Genomic DNA, 18,615 nt, shown 5'->3' on the forward strand with positions numbered 1-18,615 from the left:
ATTTGTGATACAAATTTATTTTTTGGGATTATTATAAGAAGCATATCCAAAAATCCTTGAACCATCTATCTTTGTCGACTTATTGAAAAATGAAAAGATTGCAATGACTAAGGATTTTGTTGAAGAATTGAAATGGAGAGGCATGATACATGACATGATGCCCGGAGTACAAGACCAACTAAACAAAGAAATGACTTCTGCTTATATCGGCTTCGACCCAACTGCAGATTCATTACATATTGGTAGTTTGGTTCAGATCATGACCTTAGTGCATTTTCAAAGAGCAGGACACAAACCGTTCGCTCTGGTAGGTGGAGCTACTGGTATGGTGGGGGATCCTTCGGGAAAATCAGCAGAAAGAAATTTACTGTCAGAGGATATTTTGAATCACAATTTGGCCTGTGTCAAAAAACAGCTAGAACAATTTTTGGATTTTGATTGTGGAGATAATTCAGCTGAAGTAGTCAATAACTATGATTGGTTCAAAAATTTTAACTTTTTGGATTTCATTAGAGATGTCGGCAAGCACATTTCTGTGAATTACATGATGGCCAAGGACTCCGTAAAAAGTCGATTAGAGTCTGGAATGTCTTTTACAGAATTTAGTTATCAATTAGTGCAAGGCTACGATTTTTGGTGGCTGTACAACAATAAAAACTGTAAAGTTCAATTAGGCGGTTCTGACCAATGGGGCAATATCGTCACAGGAACTGAACTGATCAGAAGAAAAGGACAAGGCGAGGCATGGGCTATCACAACTCCACTAATTAAAAAGGCAGACGGAACTAAATTTGGCAAGACTGAGGGTGGAAATGTTTGGTTAGACAAAAAGCTCACGTCTCCTTACAAATTCTATCAGTATTGGTTGAATTCTTCAGATGAAGATGCTACGAATTACATCAAGATATTCACTTTAAAGAATAAAGAAGAAATAGATGCCTTGATTGCTCAACATGAAGAAGCTCCTCACCTGAGAATACTTCAGCAGGAACTAGGCAAGGAGATTACCATTCGTGTGCATTCTGAAGAGGATTATAATATGGCTATCAAAGCATCAGGGATTCTTTTTGGGAAGTCTACAACGGAAGATTTGGAATCTTTAGATGAAGACACGTTCCTATCTGTGTTTGAAGGAGTACCTCAAACGACGATATCTAGAAACACTTTTGCCAATTCACAAAATGTAACTGATTTACTCTCTGAGGATAGTAATGGCATTGTATTTCCATCAAAAGGTGAAGCTCGCCGTATGATAAAAGGTGGAGGAGTCAGTATCAACAAGATCAAATTGGAAAGTGAAAACCAAAATGTTGAATTTAAACTGCTCAACAACAAGTATTTACTTGCACAAAGGGGTAAGAAAAATTACTTCCTGATCACTGTAGAAGACTAATATGCGCGGCGGACTTGTATTATTAATTATTGTTTTATCCATTCACGCTTGCACGCAAAACATGGGACAAGAACAAAAACATACGAATCATTTAATATCAGAAACAAGTCCCTACCTGCTTCAGCATGCACATAATCCCGTGGATTGGTTTCCCTGGGGAGAAGAAGCTCTGGACCTGGCCAAGCGTGAAGACAAGCTGATGATCATCAGTATTGGCTATGCCGCTTGTCACTGGTGCCATGTAATGGAGCATGAATCCTTCGAAGATTCTACAATTGCCGCCAAGATGAATACCAACTATATTTCCATCAAGGTGGATCGTGAAGAACGGCCTGATATTGATCAAATCTATATGGATGCTGCTCAACTCATGACTGGGCGAGGCGGATGGCCACTTAATGTGATTACTCTCCCAGACGGTAGACCCGTGTTTGCCGGCACTTATTTCCCGAAAGAAAACTGGGGTAAAGTAGTCGACTACTTTGCAGAAATGTACCGTACTCAGCCCGGTAAAATGCTAGAGCAGGCCGAAAAAGTAACTGAAGGAATTAATCAATTGGAAGTACCCGAATTGAATGATTCAGGAGCAAAATTTGACTCTGCACTTTATATCGCAGCTGGACAAAAAGTAGTAGAATCAATTGACAAAAAATATGGAGGAAGAGAAGGAGCTCCCAAATTTCCAATGCCCGTCATTTATGAGTTTCTATTAGCACAAAACTACTATCATCCTAGTGAAGAAATTAATGATGCTATAAAAGTCACGTTAGATGGCATGGCAGATGGCGGTATATATGATCATTTGGGGGGTGGATTTGCTAGATACTCAGTAGACGAAACCTGGACTGTACCGCACTTCGAAAAGATGCTGTACGATAATGCCCAGCTGATTAGCTTATACAGTCATGCCTATCAAGTCTTTGGAGATGAAAAATACGCACAAGCCGTCCGAGAAACTATTGAGTTTTGCAACAGAGAGTTGACAGATGAATCTGGTGGGTTCTATTCTTCTCTGGATGCCGATAGTGAGGGTGAAGAAGGCAAGTTTTATGTTTGGTCTGAAGAAGAGATTGACCAAACGCTAGGTACTGATGCCGAGCTTTTCAAAGCTTATTATAGTGTAAGCAAAAAGGGAAACTTCGAAGGACACAACATTCTTGAACGCAAAGTATCGCTCAAAGAACTAGTGGAGAAATTCAGCCTTTCTGAATCTGAGATTCAAAGTCGCATAAACACTTCCAAAGCTAAGATGATGAAAGTACGAGATGGTCGTGTTCGCCCTGGACTCGATGACAAAACTTTGACTTCTTGGAATGGGTTGATGATCATTGGGTTGGTGGACGCTTTTTTCGCACTAGAAGATGAAAGTTATTTACAGAGGGCATTGCAGGCTGGCTCTTTCATCCAAACCAATCAAATTCAGTCTTCAGGACAAATACTTAGAAATTACAAAAAAGGCCAATCTACCATAAGTGGTTTTTTGGATGATTACGCATTTACTATCCTGGCCTTCTCCAAACTGTACGAAGCTACTTTCGATGAATCCTGGCTCACCGAAGCCAATAAACTGAAAGAATACGTCAATACGCATTTCTCCGATGAGAAAACTCAAATGTATTTTTATACTTCTGATCAGGATGAAAAACTGATTGCCAGAAAAATGGAATTGACGGATAATGTAATCCCAGCTTCCAATTCTGCTATGGCTGAGGCCCTCTATTTGCTAGGCCAGTTTTATTATAACCAAGATGACTTAGATAGAGCTGTTCAGATGGTTTCCAACATGGAAAAGGAATTCAATTCACAGCCATCTTTCTATAGTAATTGGGCACGACTGTATGGCCTCATGGGACAACAGCACTTTGAAGTAGCAGTGGTTGGAAAAGAAGCTCAAAGCAAAAAATTAGCTTTAGCTAAAAGCTATATTCCAAACAAAATCTTATTAGGAGGAGCAAACGAAGGTACTCTTGAGTTGCTTGATGGGAAATTGTCAGAAGGCCAAACACTAATCTACGTTTGCGAGAATAAATCTTGTTTGCTTCCAGTGCAAGAATCCAAAAAAGCATTGGATCAAATTCTCAAGTGATATTCAGGGTTAAATTATCCATTGGTTAATCCAATGTGACGTCCGTATCAACAGAATTTAACATCTGTTTATTAAATCATTAAGCTGGCTTAAACTGCTAGATTAGGAACTTGGAAATGTGTTGATTTGATTATCACTTTATCAATCAGCTCATGAAAATTTCGATCTTTATAACTCTTTCCATCTTCTCTTTACAATTCGCCAATGGCGACTCTAGTAACGCTTCCATCAATGACAAAGATGAATACATCGTCAGCCATGGCAAAGTGATTTTTGGAGATACAGATATCAATCTTGCGTATGAAGATGCCATCATCCGGTCTGGAAATGATATTGTACACTACCCTTCGAGTCAGATAGAAAAAGTAGCAGTAATAGATGATAAAACAGGCAATGTAGAATTGTATCACTCGGGTTCGTTTGGACTCAATAACAGACAATACTTATTTCAAATATTGGCAGAAGGACAAACCACATTGCTCTATCGAGAAGGATTGAAATTTAGTGCTTATGAGGATACGGAATATCCTCCATTTTTCATCCTCGTTAATGATCAAGTTTATTCCCTTAGTTCTGATAGAAAAGAAATGCTCAAGCAGCTAGACAATAGCTTCCAAAAAGAAACAAATAACTATATCAAAGAAAACAAACTGACTCTCTCTAATCAAGAGGATATGATCAAATTATTCAACTTCTATAATCTGATGACTTTAGAATAAAAGTCTCAAATAAAATTTTTTATTATTTAAGGTTTAATCATAATAAAACCCAGCCTGATTCCTCAAGCTGGGTTTATCTTTACTAAGGAGAATATTTTTACTCTTCAGTGTATTTAATCTTCAGAATACGCTCATCTATGAGCAATAGTGATGCGGGATCTTCTCCCAACATTTCGAAGAATTCAAGCGCTCTTCTTGCCACAAACTCTTCTTCTACTTGCTCTTTCACAAACCATTGCATGAAGTTTTCTGTTGCAAAATCATTGGCTTTTCTACACGCTGACACAATCTGATTGATAGACTCTGTGACATTAATCTCACTTTCCAAAGCCAATTCAAATACTTCTCTGAGAGAACTAAAATCACTCTGTGGCGCATCTATTGTTGCCACTGTAGGCTGACCGCCCATATCACTGACATAGTGAAATAACTTGAGCATATGTCCTCTCTCTTCATTGCTTTGCTCATAGAAGAAATGAGCACTATCGTCAAATCCATGCTGATCGCACCAAGCTGCCATAGCCAAATAGGCCGCAGATGATTGAGCTTCCAACTTCACTTGCTTATTGAGCATACTCATGACATTGTCTTGAATAGCTACTTTTTGTCTCATTAGATCTTTCATGTTCTAGTATTTTATGTTCCTAAGAGGAGATCGGATTCATCAATTATTACTCTTATTCAATATAAATATATACTATAGCTAACCAATTCGCTTGTAAATAGTTCTGACAAAATGATATTTAGAACTAGTCTAATTTAGACTTATGATAGGATTTGTATTAAACCAATGCCCGAACGAGGCGTTGCTGCACGATACTGTTGAGTTCCAGCATGACTAGGGTCCCAGGAATCAGATCCTTCATCTCAATAATTTCATCTAAGGTCAACACTAATAGATGTTCCCTATTACAAAGAGGCATGATTTCTAAGGCGTCGAATGAGGCGTCACTTAGCAACATCTCTTCCACATTCAGTTGATCCAGTTTGGTTTTGAAGGCTATCAAGGCACATACAGCCATTCGATATTCTTTACCCTTGTACTCAAGGTAAAAACGATTGTCTTTATCGTTTTGTAACACTTTCCCGTTGGCTGTATGATATATCTCGTGGATCACGATGCAAAACTACTTCTTATTTAGACTTATTACAAATAATACTTTAGAGGTTTAATCACTTTATTTTTCAAAGCTTCAAATACTCAATTAATTACTCGTTTTTCTTAATAGCAAGTACTAAACCAAAGATCATTACTAATAAATAGGGGAATTTCCCTTCATGCCGTTATATTCATAGTTGAAGATCTAATTACAGAATTTTTAGGTATACGGCTCATTTTTGAGTCATGGATTTACTAAATCTATTAAATTTGTCTTCAAACCAACCATTGTTAAAGTAAACTAAACGAGTGCATGCAGTATTTGAGAAGATCATTTCTAGCATTTTTCCTAATTCTTCCATTTTCAATTTTCGGTCAAAAAGCTACTTACATCGCAAATAGTGGTGTTTTGATCCAGTCTGGAAGTATTAATATTTTGATTGATGCATTTTTTACAGATGGCAAAGGTAGATTCTTAACCCCCGAAAGCTCACAGTTGGATGCCATGGTTGCAGGTAGGCCTCCTTACAATAATCTATCTTTGGCTTTGGCCACTCACGCACATCCAGATCACTTTAGTCCTCAACAAATCGGAAAATTACTATTTACAAATAAAAAGCTGAATTGTCTAGCCACTCCACAGGTAGTAGATTCAATTGAAGCCGTAATGGATGATTTCGAAAGTATTCATGACCGAACCCTCACATTTCCGCTGTCAAGATCATGGAAAACCTATACTCAAGAGGGATTAACCGTGCAAGCTGCATATGCCAGACACGCCGGAAAAAGCAATGCAAAAATTCAAGATTTGATCTTTATCATAGAAATCAACGGTAAAAAAATTCTGCATTTAGGAGATGCAGATATGGACACTGATCGATTTGAAGAGTTAAAATTGGACTTTGAAGAAATTGACATTGCCTTCGTGCCCTTCTGGTATATGACCAATTTTTATGGTGGAGAATTTGTAAGGCAGCACATTGCTGCCAAAAAAGTAGTAGCCGTGCATATTCCAGACAATTATAATCAGGAATCGCTCGACAAAATCAAAAAATTTGTGCCCAATGCAATCATTTTTGAGCGACCTGGACAGTCTGTGACTTTTTAGTCACTTGGCTTGGCGACCAACTTGATGTGGCCATCTTCCAGCAGCTGATAACCTTGATCGTAGCAGTAGTAGAATAATTCTCCAGTTCGAGTTTCTCTTGTATTCGTATGAAAATCAAAATCGAATCCAGCTCTCAACAGCTGATCTCGATGTGCTTTTGAGTCTTTTCCCTTATTTAAATCCAATAGGATTCTTCGATTTTTCCGAAGTGCGTTATTCACATTTCGTACAAAATTGGTTGCATCGGCATTGACTCTATTGTTGTAAGAATTTCGGCAGGCATCAGAACAAAATTTCTTGTCTGTTCTGCCAAATAGAGGACGTTCACATTCAGAACAAAGGCGTTGGTCGGTATTTTCGTTCATTTTTTTAAAGTACTGAAATACTGATATATATCCAACAATAAACGACTACAAACGGTTACAAATGCTTAATAACCGATTCCAGTTTGTAGCTCATTCCATATTTGCCAAGTCAATCGACAAATTCATCTGCCATCAGGTGAAACATTATTAAAACTTAACTATTAAAATTATGACTACTTTAAAAAACAACGTGCAATTAATTGGCAGATTAGGCAACGATCCAGAATTGAGAACTTTCGATAGCGGTAAGAAAATGACTGCCTTCTCGCTAGCCACCAACGAAGTCTACTACAACAACAAAGGTGAAAAGGTAGAGGATACCCAATGGCACAATATCGTGGCATGGGGCAAAAAAGCTGAAACCATTGAATCTTATCTGAAAAAAGGCAGTGAGATCGCCATTCAGGGCAAACTGGTGAATAGAAAGTATGAAAAAGATGGTGTTACTAAATATATCACAGAAATCAGCTTAGGAGAAATGCTGATGCTGGACAAAAAAGAAGAATAAAAAATATTCAACACATTCATCAAAGTCAGCTCATTGATTGGGCTGACTTTTTTTATTTAAGCTTTCGGCAATTCAATAAAAAAGGTACTGCCTACCCCTACTTCACTCTCACACCAAACCCTTCCTTTCATGGCTTCCACATATTTTTTTACAATTGGCAGACCAAGCCCAGTAGAGGTTTCATTTTCAGTTGGCCGAATTGAAATCTTGGCGTATCGAGCAAAAAGCTCCTTCATTTCGGATTTAGGAATTCCTTGGCCTTGATCTTGAACAGAAAATCTTAAATGATCACCCTGCTCACTGACCGAAACAAAAATTTCAGAATGCTGTCTGGAAAATTTTATTGCATTGATGCATAGATTCTCTAGTACCTGCAATAGATAGTTTTCATCAGCTGTGCAGTGCAGTTCTTTGCTGGAGTTAGCGAAAAATGAAATCTGCTTACTTTCAGCTTCAGGTGTGATATGATGCACTAATTTTGTTAAGATCTCAGATACATTTACATCAGTTATCTTGAGGTTGATTTTTCCTACATTAATAGCCTCAACATCCAGAATTTGGTTGATTCTTTCCCGTAAAACGTCTGTAGATTGATTAGCTAATTCTATCATACGCTCTTGGTCATCAGCATCTGAACCTTTGATAATGGCAAGCAAACCTTTGATATTATTCAAAGGACTACGCAAGTCATGGGCGACCATGGCAATCAGGTCATCCTTTTCTTTATTTAGTGCTGTCAATTGCGTTTTTTGATCCGAAAGTATCATAGAAAAATCCTTTTGTCTTCTATAGAGATAGAAAAATAAGGCCACAACTAGTAGGGCCAGAAAAATTCCGAAAGAAAGGAATTGACTGATTTTATGCTCTTTTTCTGCCAGTGATCGTTGATAATTACTGATTATCTCCAAATCTTTGATGTCTTCTTCCTTTTGTTCCAAATCGTATTCAGTCCTCAACCTGTTGATTTGCTCTTGGGATTCATTATTCAGAATACTATCCTTCAACTGCCCATACTCTTTATAATATTTCAGTGCTAATTCATGTTCACTTTGCGACTCATAATTTTGAGCCAAGAGTTCTGTCAGCTCTTCTAACTTCTCTAAGAAACCATGGTTTGAAGCCAAATCGTAGGCTCGCAAAGCAGATTTATTAGAAATATCTGGGCGACCCATACTTTTAAGTGCTTTAGCCAATACAATTTGATTGCTCACGACAATCCGCCAATATTGTAGGTCAATGGCAATAATATCCGACTTATCTACATGGTATAATACCGAATCCAAATTGTTTAACTTCAAATGAATCTCAGATAAATTATGATGAGCTATTGCCATAGCATAACTCATTTTATTTTTCTCAAAAGCCTCCAATCCTGCTCTCACGCCATTTAGTGCATCATCATATCTCTCCTGATCCTTATATAACATCCCTCGATTGAGTAGCGCAATTGCCAAGCCTAATTCGTCATTTACTTTAACATTCCAACCAATACTTCGGTCATAATATTCCAATGCCCCTTCAAAATCACCTAGTTTTTTGTACACTATCGCCACATTATTGATGACCCCAGCATATTCGCTGCTATCATTTATTGATTCATAAATCTTTGTGGCTTCCAAATACTTACTGAGTGCCTTTCCCAAATTGCCATTATTGTCGTGTAAACCTCCTTCGTAGGAACACATATCAGCATAGGAAGCAGAATCTGAATCCGACAAATACAATTGCCCGGCAGAATCTAAGTGACTCAATGCTTTAAAATATTCGTTTTGATTTCCAATATAGTTGCCATAATGATGATGTAGTTTCGCTCTTATTTTAGTAGAAAGCTCTAGTGCCTCCCCTTCCCTTATCGCTTTTTTAAAGTAGTATGCACTACTATCTCCATCTTGTCTTCGAACAAATTCTAATCCTTTTTCGATTAGAGCTTCAATCAAAGCGTCATTATTTTGTTCAGTTTGGGCATATTCAATAGCCAGATCAAGTAATAAAAGAATGGAATCTGTCTGATCTGTTTCGAATGATTGGTCTAGGTAAAAGTCTGCCTTTTTTTGAGATTGTTCTTTTACTTCTTGTGCAAACCCAATGGAAGATCCGGTTATCATCAGATAAATAAAACAACAAAACCTCACCTTGTATCTCATGCTCCTCACTGTACCTATTGGTATCAGTTCACAATTTAAATCAATCCTCAAAAACTATAGTTAAATGCTCTAATATTTAAATTTTAATTGCTCAATTCATTGAGCAACTCTGCCAATCGTCCAGTTAGATTCTTTCTTGAAAAATGATCTGTGAGCTCCATTTCTATTGGAGGCTTACCTGATTGAAATTGCTTATAAAGATCTAAAATCATTTTTTTGATCTTTTCGTGCTCTTCGATTTCAAAAACTTCGCCGGCTTTTGAGGATTGTAGAATCTCGTGAACTTCACTTTTCTTCTTTCCTATTGCCAATACAGGTTTTTTGACCAACAAATATTCGAACAATTTGCCCGGAATGATCAACTGCTCGTCATCATTAGGATTGAGCAAAAGCAAAAGAATATTTGAATCTCTATAATATTCAAATACCTCTTGATGAGAAATGTAATCCAAATGTGAAAGTTTTGTGCCTAAGGATAGTGAAGTTTGGATTCTCTTCAAAATCGAATCGCTTACCATACCTGCCAACAACAATTCCAAATCATTCTCAAATTGCGGTATTTCAACGCAGATTTCTTCTAGGCAATTCCAAAGCACATCCGGATTTCTTAATTCATTAAGTAAACCCAAATGCGTGATTCTGAATTTTTCGTTGGATTTATTAGGCGTTATTTCAGCTATGTCATCGGGATCAAAACCATTGGTGATTACAGATATAGAAGTTGAGCTGTGCTTTTCTAGTAGAGATCGTTGAATGCCTTGGCTGGCTGTGAGTACATGATCTGCATGGTGCAAAACTCGTTTTTCTAGTTTTTCATGTATTCGCCGGGCAATGCCTTTGACTCCAAGTTTGTCCAACAAATCCCAGTCAGACCAAGGATCTCTGAAGTCGGCCACCCATTTCACATTACATTTCTTTTTAAGCCCCAATCCAATTAAGTGCATACTGTGAGGTGGCCCTGTAGTGACAATTACATCTACCTTATTCTCAACAATATAGGAAGACAAAAATGCGACAGATGGTTTTACCCAGTATCGACGTGGGTCTGGAACAAACAAATTAGCTCTTACCCAAACACTCAGTTTATCTATGAAAGACATATTTGCCTTTTCAATCACAATCCCTTGCTTAAGTTTTTCCTTCTTTTTAAATAGTTTTTTATAAACACCAAAAGGTTCCCAAATGGGAAATTTAATCACTTCCAATTCAGGGCTGATGTCCTTTTTCAAGGAATCATCTTTCAAATCAAACTCAGGATTTTCGGGTGTAAATACGATAGGTTCCCATCCGAATTGAGGAAGGTACTTAGCGAACTTGAGCCATCGTTGCACACCTCCACCTCCACTCGGAGGCCAATAGTAGGTTATTATCAGCACTTTCTTCTTAGACATAAGACATCGACTAGATTTCGCTAAGTAAATCAAAAATGAACGGTATGTGATTAAAATATGAAATTTTAAAAGATTAGACCTATTGAGTAGACGAAATGATAGAATTCAAGCAAATTGTTGATGAAATTTTAGTTTTTTATGACTTACTTTGAATGCCCAAAACATCACAACACCCAAAAACGGTATAAAGGTTAAGCCCGCCTTGTTCACTAGAATGTCATTAAGAATATTGTAGTAGAATGGACGGATGAAGTATAAAATTTTAGTAAATACCTTATGAAAAAAATCGCATTATTTACCTCAGGGGGCGATGCACCGGGCATGAATGCCTGCATTAGATCTGTAGTGAGAAGTGCCATATACCTGGACTTAGAAGTCTATGGTATTAAATATGGTTACGATGGGATGATCCGAGGCGAAATTTCAAAAATGGAGTCTTACTCCGTGAGTAATATCGTACAGACCGGAGGCACCATTCTCAAATCAGCAAGAAGTGAAGATTTCCGAACCAAAGAAGGAAGAGAAAAAGCTTACAAAAACCTCAAAAAACATGGCATTGAAGGTTTAGTCGCCATCGGAGGTGACGGTACGTTTACAGGAGCCAACTTATTTTATGACGAGTTTGGCATTCCAGTAGTAGGTGCTCCAGGAACCATCGACAATGATTTGTATGGATCAGATTATACCATCGGATTCGATACAGCCGTCAATACCGCACTTGATGCGATTGACAAAATCAGAGACACGGCAGCTTCGCACGATAGGGTCTTCTTCATAGAAGTGATGGGACGACACAGTGGCTATATCGCTATCCAGTCTGGAATTGGCGGAGGAGCTGAAATGGTCATGGTACCTGAAACTTCCACCACTATCGATGATGTAATCAAAAAATTACGAGAAGGAAGAGACAACAAGAAAACTTCTTCCATTATTGTAGTTGCTGAAGGTGACGAGCAAGGTAGTGCTTTACAAATCGCAGAAAGAGTAAAAGCAGAAACACCTAAGATGGATATACGGGTGACCAGTTTAGGTCATATCCAAAGAGGTGGAGGACCTACTGCATTCGACAGAATTCTTGCTTCGCGTCTTGGGCTAGCCGCAGTAGAAGGATTGATGAACGGGGAGAAAAATGTAATGGTGGGAGTGATTGACAACAAAATCACCTACACGAATTTGAAACTTGCAATATCTAAGTCCAAACCTTTGAACGAAGAGTTGATTAGATTGACTAAAATCTTGAGTATCTAAAAAGTAATATAAACACACACAAGATATTACGAAGAGAGGTTTCATTTTGAAACCTCTTTTTTTAGTTGTCACCAAAAGCGTAAGATGCAGAAATTTGAATCATTGAATTTTTTAGGGATGTAACACTTCCAGCACTCGTCCCCGCTTCATCAATCATTTCTGAAAATCCTTTTGACCATCTCAATGAGCCACTCACTTTATACTCAGGGATGGTGAGGCCCACTCCGATGACTGCAGCCACATCTAATCCTTTGATCTGATCTTTTGCATCTACTCCGGGGCCTCCAGAAAAAGATACTTCGGCCTGAATAGGAATACCAAATTGTGGCCCTGCTAGCACATGAAAATATTCCATGAAATTGTACCTCCCGAGTATTGGAATCTGAATCAGGTTCAATTTGAATTCGTGCTCCTGCGTATTATTAATACTATATTTTCCACCTTGCATGGAGTAGTAAATCTCAGGCTGAATGGCAAAAAGCTCGACATCAATGGTTGAATAAATACCGATATGAAAACTTATGCCTCCTGACCCAACATCAGACAATTCGCTTCCTCCTGTATCAAATGCATTGATTTTAGGCGAATTGAAGTTGACCCCTCCCATTACGCCAAACTCTACTTCAGCTTTTGATTGAGACCGCGACCTTGATCTCGATCGATTTTGTGCATACATCAACTGACTCACAGACAATAAGACTAATAGGAATAGTAGTTTTTTCATGGTTTTTGGTTTTGAACTCCGACACTAATGACCACTAAGATTTGTAAAACCCCAATCAATTGCAAAAATCTATTTAACCACTGTAGTTGGTATTAAAAGCTACGTTGGCTCAATTACGGCTTCTTTTAGCAACTCCTTATAAAGTCTCTTCACATAAGTTGGGCCAAAAGCTTCTAATTCGCCGTAGTCAAAAATTTCAGACCTACCTGACCATACCAGTATTCCGCCTTTCAATTCATAAAAATTGTCTCAATTAAATTCTACAGAAACTCCAATCACAATACAAAAAGTGTATTTTAGACCCATGCAATACATCGAAAATTCAGAAATTTCAGAAGCGACTAAAACCATCTTGGAGAAACGAATCATTCTTCGCAGCAATATCAAAGATTTTTTCTTCATCCTAACAGGTGTGTGTATGGCAAGTGTAGGCTTGAAAGGATTTTTGTTGCCAAACAATTTTTTAGACGGTGGTGCTATGGGAGTGGCGCTACTTTTTGATTTAGTGACTCCTCTTGATCTGTCCGTTCTCATAATATTGGTCAATGCTCCATTTATTGCGATGGGATACAAACAAATTTCGCCTCAATTTGCGATAAAAAGCACCCTAGCCATCATCGCCTTATCATCCTTAGTACATATTATCGAAATACCTGCTTTTACTGATGACAAATTACTAATTGCCGTATTTGGGGGCTTCTTTTTGGGTAGTGGTATCGGGCTTTCCATTCGGGGTGGTGCTGTGATTGACGGCACAGAGGTATTGGCCGTATCTGTGAGTCGCAAATCCAGTTTGACCGTTGGCGATGCCATCGCCTTATTCAACATTCTGCTTTTTGTAGTGGCTATTTTGCTAGTCAGTCTTGAAACTGCCATGTACTCGATGCTTACTTACTTAGCTGCTTCTAAAACTGTTGATTTTATCATCAATGGGATTGAAGAATATATTGGCGTGATGATAGTTTCGGATGAAGCGGAGCAAGTCAAAGCCTCGATTGCCAATGATCTGGGAAGAGGTGTTACGGCATTTCGAGCAGATGGTGGCTATGGCAAAAAAGGAGACAATTTACCCGATAGAAAAATACTCTTCTGCGCAATTACACGAATGGAGATTTCTAAAATCTTATTGGAAGTAGAGAAAATAGATCCCAAAGCCTTTGTGATTCAATATCCGATCAAAGACACCAAAGGGGGCATGATCAAAAAAAGGCCACTACATTAAATAAAAAAGGCTACTTCAACAATTGAAGTAGCCCTCTTAATAGATTTTTCTAATCTTAGTTATTACCGATCAAAGCAAAAGTTACAGATAGCTGTATCATTGAGTTTTTCCAATCTGCACCTGATACATCTGAAACATTAGCCAAAGATTTTACCCAACGTACCTGCGCACCAAGACCCATTGGCAAATCCAATCCAGCACCCAAAGCAATAGATGTATCCATGCCTTTCAAGTCCTCCTTGAAGTCGTCGCCATCAAATTTCGCTTTTGTATTGAAACCAAACTGAGGGCCAGCATTCAAATACAAAACTTTCAAAATGCCTAATCTCAATAAGATAGGAACCTGCACATAGCTCATATCGATGTCACCGGCATCTGTACTCAAGTTTTGAACTGAGAAATAAGCTTCTGGCTGAATTCCAATTGGGCCTGCTTTGACAACAGCGTATGCACCAAAATGATAGCCTGTTTTGTTATCAACTTCAGTAGAAAGTCCATCTACATCAGCAGAGTTGAAGTTTAATCCACCTTTCAATCCTACAGTAAGTTGAGCTTGAGAAGCAGTAGCCATAAATAAGGCACCGATAACGAGTAGTAATGTAATTTTTTTCATAAGTCTTTTATTAGATGTTTTTGATAAGACTGCTAATATAATGTCTTCCCCCAAAAGAAACTTGATTTTCCTTTGGGTTGCTTAGCAGAATATTAAAGATTTGCATACCTGTATGACTAATCACATTTCACAAAAGCTACTGGAAAGAGCACGTGCAGATAGTACGCGAAAATTGCTCACTACTAAAGGCTTGACAGATTTTGTATCCAATGATTATCTTGGACTTAGTAGATCAAAAGACCTATTTGAGCGAATTCAATCTTATGATTATAGTCAAGAGGTAAATCTCAATGGCTCTACCGGTTCTCGATTATTGGCTGGCAATTCTGATACAGCACAAGCATTAGAAAGTAAATTGGCTGGCATATTCAAAAGCGAAGCCGCCCTTCTTTTCAATTCTGGCTATGTAGCCAATTTGGCGCTAATCTCTGCAGTACCCCAGCGAGGAGATACTATTCTCTACGACAACTTATCTCATGTTTGTTTAAAAGAAGGTGCTTTTTTGAGTAAAGCCCAGCGGTTCCCATTTCGACACAACGATTGTGAGGATTTGGAAGTCAAACTGAAACAAGCCACTGGCAATATTTACATTATCATCGAGTCTGTGTACTCGATGGATGGCGATCTGGCTCCTTTCGGAGACATTATAGCATTAGCAGAAAAATATGGTGCTAAAATCATCGTAGATGAGGCGCATAGCACCGGACTATACGGTCGAGCAGGATCAGGAAAACTATGCGCTCTCGGACTAGAAGATCATCTATTCGCCAGAGTGCACACTTTTGGTAAAGCGATGGGCGTGCATGGTGCGGTGATTTGTGGATCGCAAGAGCTAATCAACTATCTGGTTAATTTCGCCAGACCATTTATTTACACAACAGCATTACCCCTTCATAGTTTATTTTCTATTGATGCGGCATTTGACCACCTTTCAGAAAATATCGATTTGCAAAAATCTAGCAAGGACAAAATTTTCTATTTCAATTCACTTTTCAATCAGCAAATTGGAAAGAATGAAAATATGCACAAATTGGAAAGTCACACACCTATCCAACCCATAGTGGTCCCAGGAAATGCAAGAGTCAAATCCATCGCAAATGCTTTACAGAAAAATGGATTTGACGTGAGGCCGATCTTGTCGCCTACTGTCAAAGAAGGATCAGAAAGATTGAGAATCTCGATCCACACCCATAATACAGAAGAAGAAATAGCTTCATTGATAACCGAATTAGCCAAACACTCATGAAAAAATACTTTGTAACTGGCATAGATACTGATAGTGGAAAAACAGTAGCCAGCGCCATTTTAGTCGAAAAATTAAAAGCAGACTATTGGAAACCTATTCAAGCTGGTGAGCCAACAGATTCGGATACCATAAGGAGTCTAGTGAGCACAGAAAGAGTGATCCACCCCGAAGGCATCGTGCTAAATGCACCTATGTCTCCTCATGCCGCAGCTAAACTCGAAAACATTGATCTAAGGGCAGACCAGCTAGAGGTGCCAGCCACTGAAAATAACCTTATCATCGAAGGTGCAGGTGGATTATTAGTACCCATCAACGACGAAGAATTTGTAATCAATCTGGCAAAGCAGTTTGACACTGAAGTGATTCTTGTTTCTAGAAACTATCTGGGCAGTATCAACCATACCATGCTGTCTATAGCCTATCTCAAAGACAATGGGTTCAAAATCGCAGGCATTATCTTTAACGATATACCCAACCCTGAAACAGAACGATTCATCCTGCAACACTCAAAATTGCGTTGTTTGGGAAGAATCGAGCCTTTATCAGCAATCAACCCAACCACAATTCAATCTCAACTTAAAAATATCAATCTATGACCATCGATGAAATCAAACAAGCTGATAAAGATCTGATCTGGCACCCATTTGCTCCACTGATTAATCCATTTGAGTACATTCCAGTCAAATCAGCCAAAGGAGCTAAACTATTCACTCACGAAGGCAAAACCATCATTGATGCGGTCTCCTCCTGGTGGGTCAATATTCATGGTCATGCTAATGAACAAATTGCCGATGCGATTCACAAACAGGCACTAGAACTAGAACACGTTATTTTTGCGGGATTTACCCATGAGCCTGCCGTCCGACTGGCTAAAAATCTCATGACCATCCTTCCTGACAACTATTCGAAAATCTTCTTTTCAGATAATGGCAGTACTTCTATCGAAGTGGCATTGAAAATGGCTTTTCAATATTGGTACAACCAAGGAGCAAAAAACAAAAGGAAAATCATTTCCTTGGAAGGTGCCTATCATGGTGACACTTTTGGTTCGATGTCTGTAAGTGGTCGCAGTAGCTTTTTCGAACCCTTTTTCCCTTTCCTGTTTGACATAGAGACGCTCGACTTTCCTACTGAAGAAAACTTTGATAAAGTAGTGGCTCAGTTTGATCAACTGACTTCAGATGATGACTGCGCAGCTTTCATATTCGAACCACTGGTGCAAGGCGCAGGCGGCATGAGAATGTACTCACCAGATATGCTTCAGCAGCTGGTAGCCATGGCACAGTCCAAAGGCATCATCTGCATCGCTGATGAAGTGATGACGGGCTGGGGACGTACAGGCACTACATTCGCCTGCGATCAGATCGAAGCCAATCCCGACATCACTTGTATCTCCAAAGGCATCACTGGAGGAGCCTTGCCACTAGGCATCACAGCGGTCAATAGCAAAGTAGAGGCGGTATTCCGAAGTGAAGAGCTGTCCAAAGCACTCCTACATGGTCACTCCTACACTGGTAACCCAATGATCTGTGCTGCAGCGAATGCCAGTTTTGAATTATTTGAAGCCAAGGAATGCAAAGACAATATCCAGCGAATCCATCAGCGACACCAAGGATTCATGGAAAAGCTCAAAACTTTTGACCATGTAGAAAACATTCGTCTACAGGGTACCATTGTGGCTTTCGATCTCAAAGGATTCGGTGAAACCGGTTATAATAGCGACGCCAGAAAGAAAATTTACCCTTATTTCCTAGAAAAAGGAGTGCTCATCCGTCCGCTCGGCAATGTGATTTATCTACTTCCTCCTTATGTGATTACAGATGAGGAGCTAGATCGAGTCTATGAAGCGCTTTTAGAGTTTTTAGAAGAGAATTAATCTAATCTCTATTGTTTCCAACCACTCGAACGGTCTGAATTCTAACATCCGCTACTGGCCGATCATAAACTCCGGTCTGAACAGCAGCAATCGAATCCACTACTTCTAGACCTTTGACAACTTCGCCAAAAACTGTGTAGTTCTGATCTAGATGCGGAGTGCCACCAGTAGTTTTATACACTTGACGTTGTGACTCAGGAATAGAGTATGGCTCAAAGTTTTCATACCCTTCGGCCATGGACTTGATACTGTCGTTGATTTGAGTGTAAAGCACCCAGTCATCATCCTTTTCTGCTTGTTCTAACGCAGCCACCAAATCACTATTTGCACTGTCATTTTTGAAGTAATGTTGACCTAACCACCCATTGATTCGACCTTCAGCTACCGTGAGTAAGCTGTCATTATGCACCTTCCCTTGTACGATATAGAATTGCATACTGCTAGATGCTCTGGCTAAGTTTCCATCCCGGGCAGCGCCTAAAGCACCTTTCTTATGGAAAAGTGAAGGGACAAATTCTGCATCTACGCGATAATCCAAACCGCCATTTCCAAGGGTATCACCAGGCTGAGCATTTTTACTATCAGGATCTCCACCTTGAATCATAAAGTTTTCGATCACACGATGAAAAAGCACACTATCAAACGCTCCGTCATTAGCCAATTTGATGAAATTATCTCGATGCTTGGGTGTTTCATTATACAGTTCCAAGACGATGACACCGTAGTCTGTGACCATTTCTACGGCCGTTCTTTTGTCTGTTATTGCTTCTTTAGTTGATTCTGCCTTCTTGGTGCAGCTTGAGAGTACAACGGCTACTACTAATATCAATAAGTGTTTCATTGTTGGGGATTTAATGTTTGATTGTTGGGCTT

General features: G+C 39.0%; 19 protein-coding genes. 10 read left to right on the forward strand and 9 right to left on the reverse strand.

What is annotated here, in order from left to right; genetic code table 11:
* Positions 1-103: 103 nt before the first annotated feature.
* The 3 genes from tyrS (at position 104) to ABJH98_RS01645 (ending at position 4,198) form a co-directional block, all read left to right on the forward strand.
* The gene (gene tyrS, locus ABJH98_RS01635) at positions 104-1,393 is read left to right on the forward strand and encodes a tyrosine--tRNA ligase (protein WP_348305867.1); all 1,290 of its coding nucleotides are present in this window, start codon (positions 104-106) and stop codon (positions 1,391-1,393) included.
* Between the two features lie 61 nt (positions 1,394-1,454).
* Positions 1,455-3,479, forward strand: a complete 2,025-nt coding sequence (locus tag ABJH98_RS01640; protein WP_348305868.1) for a thioredoxin domain-containing protein — start codon at positions 1,455-1,457, stop codon at positions 3,477-3,479.
* A 152-nt stretch (positions 3,480-3,631) separates the two neighbouring features.
* Positions 3,632-4,198: a hypothetical protein gene (locus tag ABJH98_RS01645; protein WP_348305869.1), complete on the forward strand. Its 567-nt coding sequence runs from the start codon at positions 3,632-3,634 to the stop codon at positions 4,196-4,198.
* Between the two features lie 97 nt (positions 4,199-4,295).
* On the opposite strand, the gene ABJH98_RS01650 is transcribed toward ABJH98_RS01645, so the two are convergent.
* Both ABJH98_RS01650 and ABJH98_RS01655 read right to left on the reverse strand, forming a co-directional pair.
* Positions 4,296-4,823 (reverse strand): ferritin, encoded by a 528-nt coding sequence (locus ABJH98_RS01650; RefSeq protein WP_348305870.1) that lies wholly within the window; start codon positions 4,821-4,823, stop codon positions 4,296-4,298.
* A gap of 157 nt (positions 4,824-4,980) precedes the next feature.
* Positions 4,981-5,316 carry a hypothetical protein gene (locus ABJH98_RS01655; protein ID WP_348305871.1) on the reverse strand — a complete coding sequence of 112 codons (336 nt, stop codon included), beginning with the start codon at positions 5,314-5,316 and terminating at the stop codon, positions 4,981-4,983.
* Positions 5,317-5,610: 294 nt separating this feature from the next.
* Between ABJH98_RS01655 and ABJH98_RS01660 the strand changes: the two genes are divergently transcribed.
* Positions 5,611-6,405: an MBL fold metallo-hydrolase gene (locus tag ABJH98_RS01660; RefSeq protein WP_348305872.1), complete on the forward strand. Its 795-nt coding sequence runs from the start codon at positions 5,611-5,613 to the stop codon at positions 6,403-6,405.
* Here the strand turns inward: ABJH98_RS01660 and ABJH98_RS01665 are convergent.
* Positions 6,402-6,770: a hypothetical protein gene (locus tag ABJH98_RS01665; protein WP_348305873.1), complete on the reverse strand. Its 369-nt coding sequence runs from the start codon at positions 6,768-6,770 to the stop codon at positions 6,402-6,404. The two genes, ABJH98_RS01660 and ABJH98_RS01665, sit on opposite strands and share 4 nt — an antisense overlap.
* 169 nt (positions 6,771-6,939) lie before the next feature.
* Between ABJH98_RS01665 and ssb the strand changes: the two genes are divergently transcribed.
* Complete coding sequence (gene ssb, locus ABJH98_RS01670) at positions 6,940-7,278, forward strand: single-stranded DNA-binding protein (RefSeq protein ID WP_348305874.1); 339 nt, start codon at positions 6,940-6,942, stop codon at positions 7,276-7,278.
* Positions 7,279-7,334: 56 nt separating this feature from the next.
* Here the strand turns inward: ssb and ABJH98_RS01675 are convergent, their stop codons facing one another.
* Together ABJH98_RS01675 and ABJH98_RS01680 are read right to left on the reverse strand one after the other, a co-directional pair.
* On the reverse strand, positions 7,335-9,383 hold the full coding sequence (locus tag ABJH98_RS01675; RefSeq protein ID WP_348305875.1) for an ATP-binding protein: 2,049 nt from the start codon (positions 9,381-9,383) through the stop codon (positions 7,335-7,337).
* 122 nt (positions 9,384-9,505) lie between these two features.
* Positions 9,506-10,813, reverse strand: a complete 1,308-nt coding sequence (locus tag ABJH98_RS01680; protein ID WP_348305876.1) for a glycosyltransferase family 4 protein — start codon at positions 10,811-10,813, stop codon at positions 9,506-9,508.
* Positions 10,814-11,089: 276 nt separating this feature from the next.
* Here ABJH98_RS01680 and pfkA point away from each other — a divergent pair, with 276 nt between their 5' ends.
* Positions 11,090-12,061 carry a 6-phosphofructokinase gene (gene pfkA / locus ABJH98_RS01685; protein WP_348305877.1) on the forward strand — a complete coding sequence of 324 codons (972 nt, stop codon included), beginning with the start codon at positions 11,090-11,092 and terminating at the stop codon, positions 12,059-12,061.
* Between the two features lie 61 nt (positions 12,062-12,122).
* On the opposite strand, the gene ABJH98_RS01690 is transcribed toward pfkA, so the two are convergent.
* Together ABJH98_RS01690 and ABJH98_RS01695 are read right to left on the reverse strand one after the other, a co-directional pair.
* A complete protein-coding gene (locus ABJH98_RS01690) occupies positions 12,123-12,785 on the reverse strand; it encodes a porin family protein (RefSeq protein WP_348305878.1) in 663 nt (220 codons plus the stop codon).
* Between the two features lie 99 nt (positions 12,786-12,884).
* Positions 12,885-13,019 (reverse strand): hypothetical protein, encoded by a 135-nt coding sequence (locus tag ABJH98_RS01695; protein WP_348305879.1) that lies wholly within the window; start codon positions 13,017-13,019, stop codon positions 12,885-12,887.
* Between the two features lie 10 nt (positions 13,020-13,029).
* On the opposite strand from ABJH98_RS01695, the gene ABJH98_RS01700 reads away from it, so the two are divergent.
* Entirely contained in the window at positions 13,030-14,007 is a 978-nt protein-coding gene (locus ABJH98_RS01700) for a YitT family protein (protein ID WP_348305880.1), read from the forward strand.
* A gap of 55 nt (positions 14,008-14,062) precedes the next feature.
* Here ABJH98_RS01700 and ABJH98_RS01705 read toward each other — a convergent pair whose 3' ends face one another.
* Positions 14,063-14,620: a porin family protein gene (locus tag ABJH98_RS01705; RefSeq protein ID WP_348305881.1), complete on the reverse strand. Its 558-nt coding sequence runs from the start codon at positions 14,618-14,620 to the stop codon at positions 14,063-14,065.
* 112 nt (positions 14,621-14,732) lie between these two features.
* Here ABJH98_RS01705 and ABJH98_RS01710 point away from each other — a divergent pair, with 112 nt between their 5' ends.
* From ABJH98_RS01710 to bioA, 3 genes are read left to right on the forward strand one after another with little or no spacing between them, the layout of a single operon-like run.
* Positions 14,733-15,866: an 8-amino-7-oxononanoate synthase gene (locus tag ABJH98_RS01710; protein WP_348305882.1), complete on the forward strand. Its 1,134-nt coding sequence runs from the start codon at positions 14,733-14,735 to the stop codon at positions 15,864-15,866.
* Positions 15,863-16,462, forward strand: coding sequence for a dethiobiotin synthase (bioD, locus tag ABJH98_RS01715; protein WP_348305883.1), 600 nt, complete (start codon positions 15,863-15,865; stop codon positions 16,460-16,462). The genes ABJH98_RS01710 and bioD overlap by 4 nt, the downstream gene beginning before the upstream one ends.
* Complete coding sequence (gene bioA, locus ABJH98_RS01720; protein ID WP_348305884.1) at positions 16,459-17,742, forward strand: adenosylmethionine--8-amino-7-oxononanoate transaminase; 1,284 nt, start codon at positions 16,459-16,461, stop codon at positions 17,740-17,742. The genes bioD and bioA overlap by 4 nt, the downstream gene beginning before the upstream one ends.
* 1 nt (position 17,743) lies before the next feature.
* Here the strand turns inward: bioA and ABJH98_RS01725 are convergent, their stop codons facing one another.
* Positions 17,744-18,583, reverse strand: a complete 840-nt coding sequence (locus ABJH98_RS01725; protein WP_348305885.1) for a peptidylprolyl isomerase — start codon at positions 18,581-18,583, stop codon at positions 17,744-17,746.
* Between the last annotated feature and the right edge of the window lie 32 nt (positions 18,584-18,615).

The organism is Reichenbachiella sp., assembly GCF_039969095.1.
Lineage (GTDB): Bacteria > Bacteroidota > Bacteroidia > Cytophagales > Cyclobacteriaceae > Reichenbachiella.

Coding starts and splice junctions, on each gene's coding strand:
- ssb (WP_348305874.1), top strand. CDS start 6,940: ATGACTACTTTAAAAAACAACGTGCAATTAATTGGCAGATTAGGCAAC.
- pfkA (WP_348305877.1), top strand. CDS start 11,090: ATGAAAAAAATCGCATTATTTACCTCAGGGGGCGATGCACCGGGCATG.
- ABJH98_RS01650 (WP_348305870.1), bottom strand. CDS start 4,823: ATGAAAGATCTAATGAGACAAAAAGTAGCTATTCAAGACAATGTCATG.
- ABJH98_RS01690 (WP_348305878.1), bottom strand. CDS start 12,785: ATGAAAAAACTACTATTCCTATTAGTCTTATTGTCTGTGAGTCAGTTG.
- tyrS (WP_348305867.1), top strand. CDS start 104: ATGACTAAGGATTTTGTTGAAGAATTGAAATGGAGAGGCATGATACAT.
- ABJH98_RS01645 (WP_348305869.1), top strand. CDS start 3,632: ATGAAAATTTCGATCTTTATAACTCTTTCCATCTTCTCTTTACAATTC.
- ABJH98_RS01640 (WP_348305868.1), top strand. CDS start 1,455: ATGGGACAAGAACAAAAACATACGAATCATTTAATATCAGAAACAAGT.
- ABJH98_RS01705 (WP_348305881.1), bottom strand. CDS start 14,620: ATGAAAAAAATTACATTACTACTCGTTATCGGTGCCTTATTTATGGCT.
- ABJH98_RS01680 (WP_348305876.1), bottom strand. CDS start 10,813: ATGTCTAAGAAGAAAGTGCTGATAATAACCTACTATTGGCCTCCGAGT.
- ABJH98_RS01660 (WP_348305872.1), top strand. CDS start 5,611: ATGCAGTATTTGAGAAGATCATTTCTAGCATTTTTCCTAATTCTTCCA.
- bioA (WP_348305884.1), top strand. CDS start 16,459: ATGACCATCGATGAAATCAAACAAGCTGATAAAGATCTGATCTGGCAC.
- bioD (WP_348305883.1), top strand. CDS start 15,863: ATGAAAAAATACTTTGTAACTGGCATAGATACTGATAGTGGAAAAACA.
- ABJH98_RS01665 (WP_348305873.1), bottom strand. CDS start 6,770: ATGAACGAAAATACCGACCAACGCCTTTGTTCTGAATGTGAACGTCCT.
- ABJH98_RS01710 (WP_348305882.1), top strand. CDS start 14,733: ATGACTAATCACATTTCACAAAAGCTACTGGAAAGAGCACGTGCAGAT.
- ABJH98_RS01675 (WP_348305875.1), bottom strand. CDS start 9,383: ATGATAACCGGATCTTCCATTGGGTTTGCACAAGAAGTAAAAGAACAA.
- ABJH98_RS01725 (WP_348305885.1), bottom strand. CDS start 18,583: ATGAAACACTTATTGATATTAGTAGTAGCCGTTGTACTCTCAAGCTGC.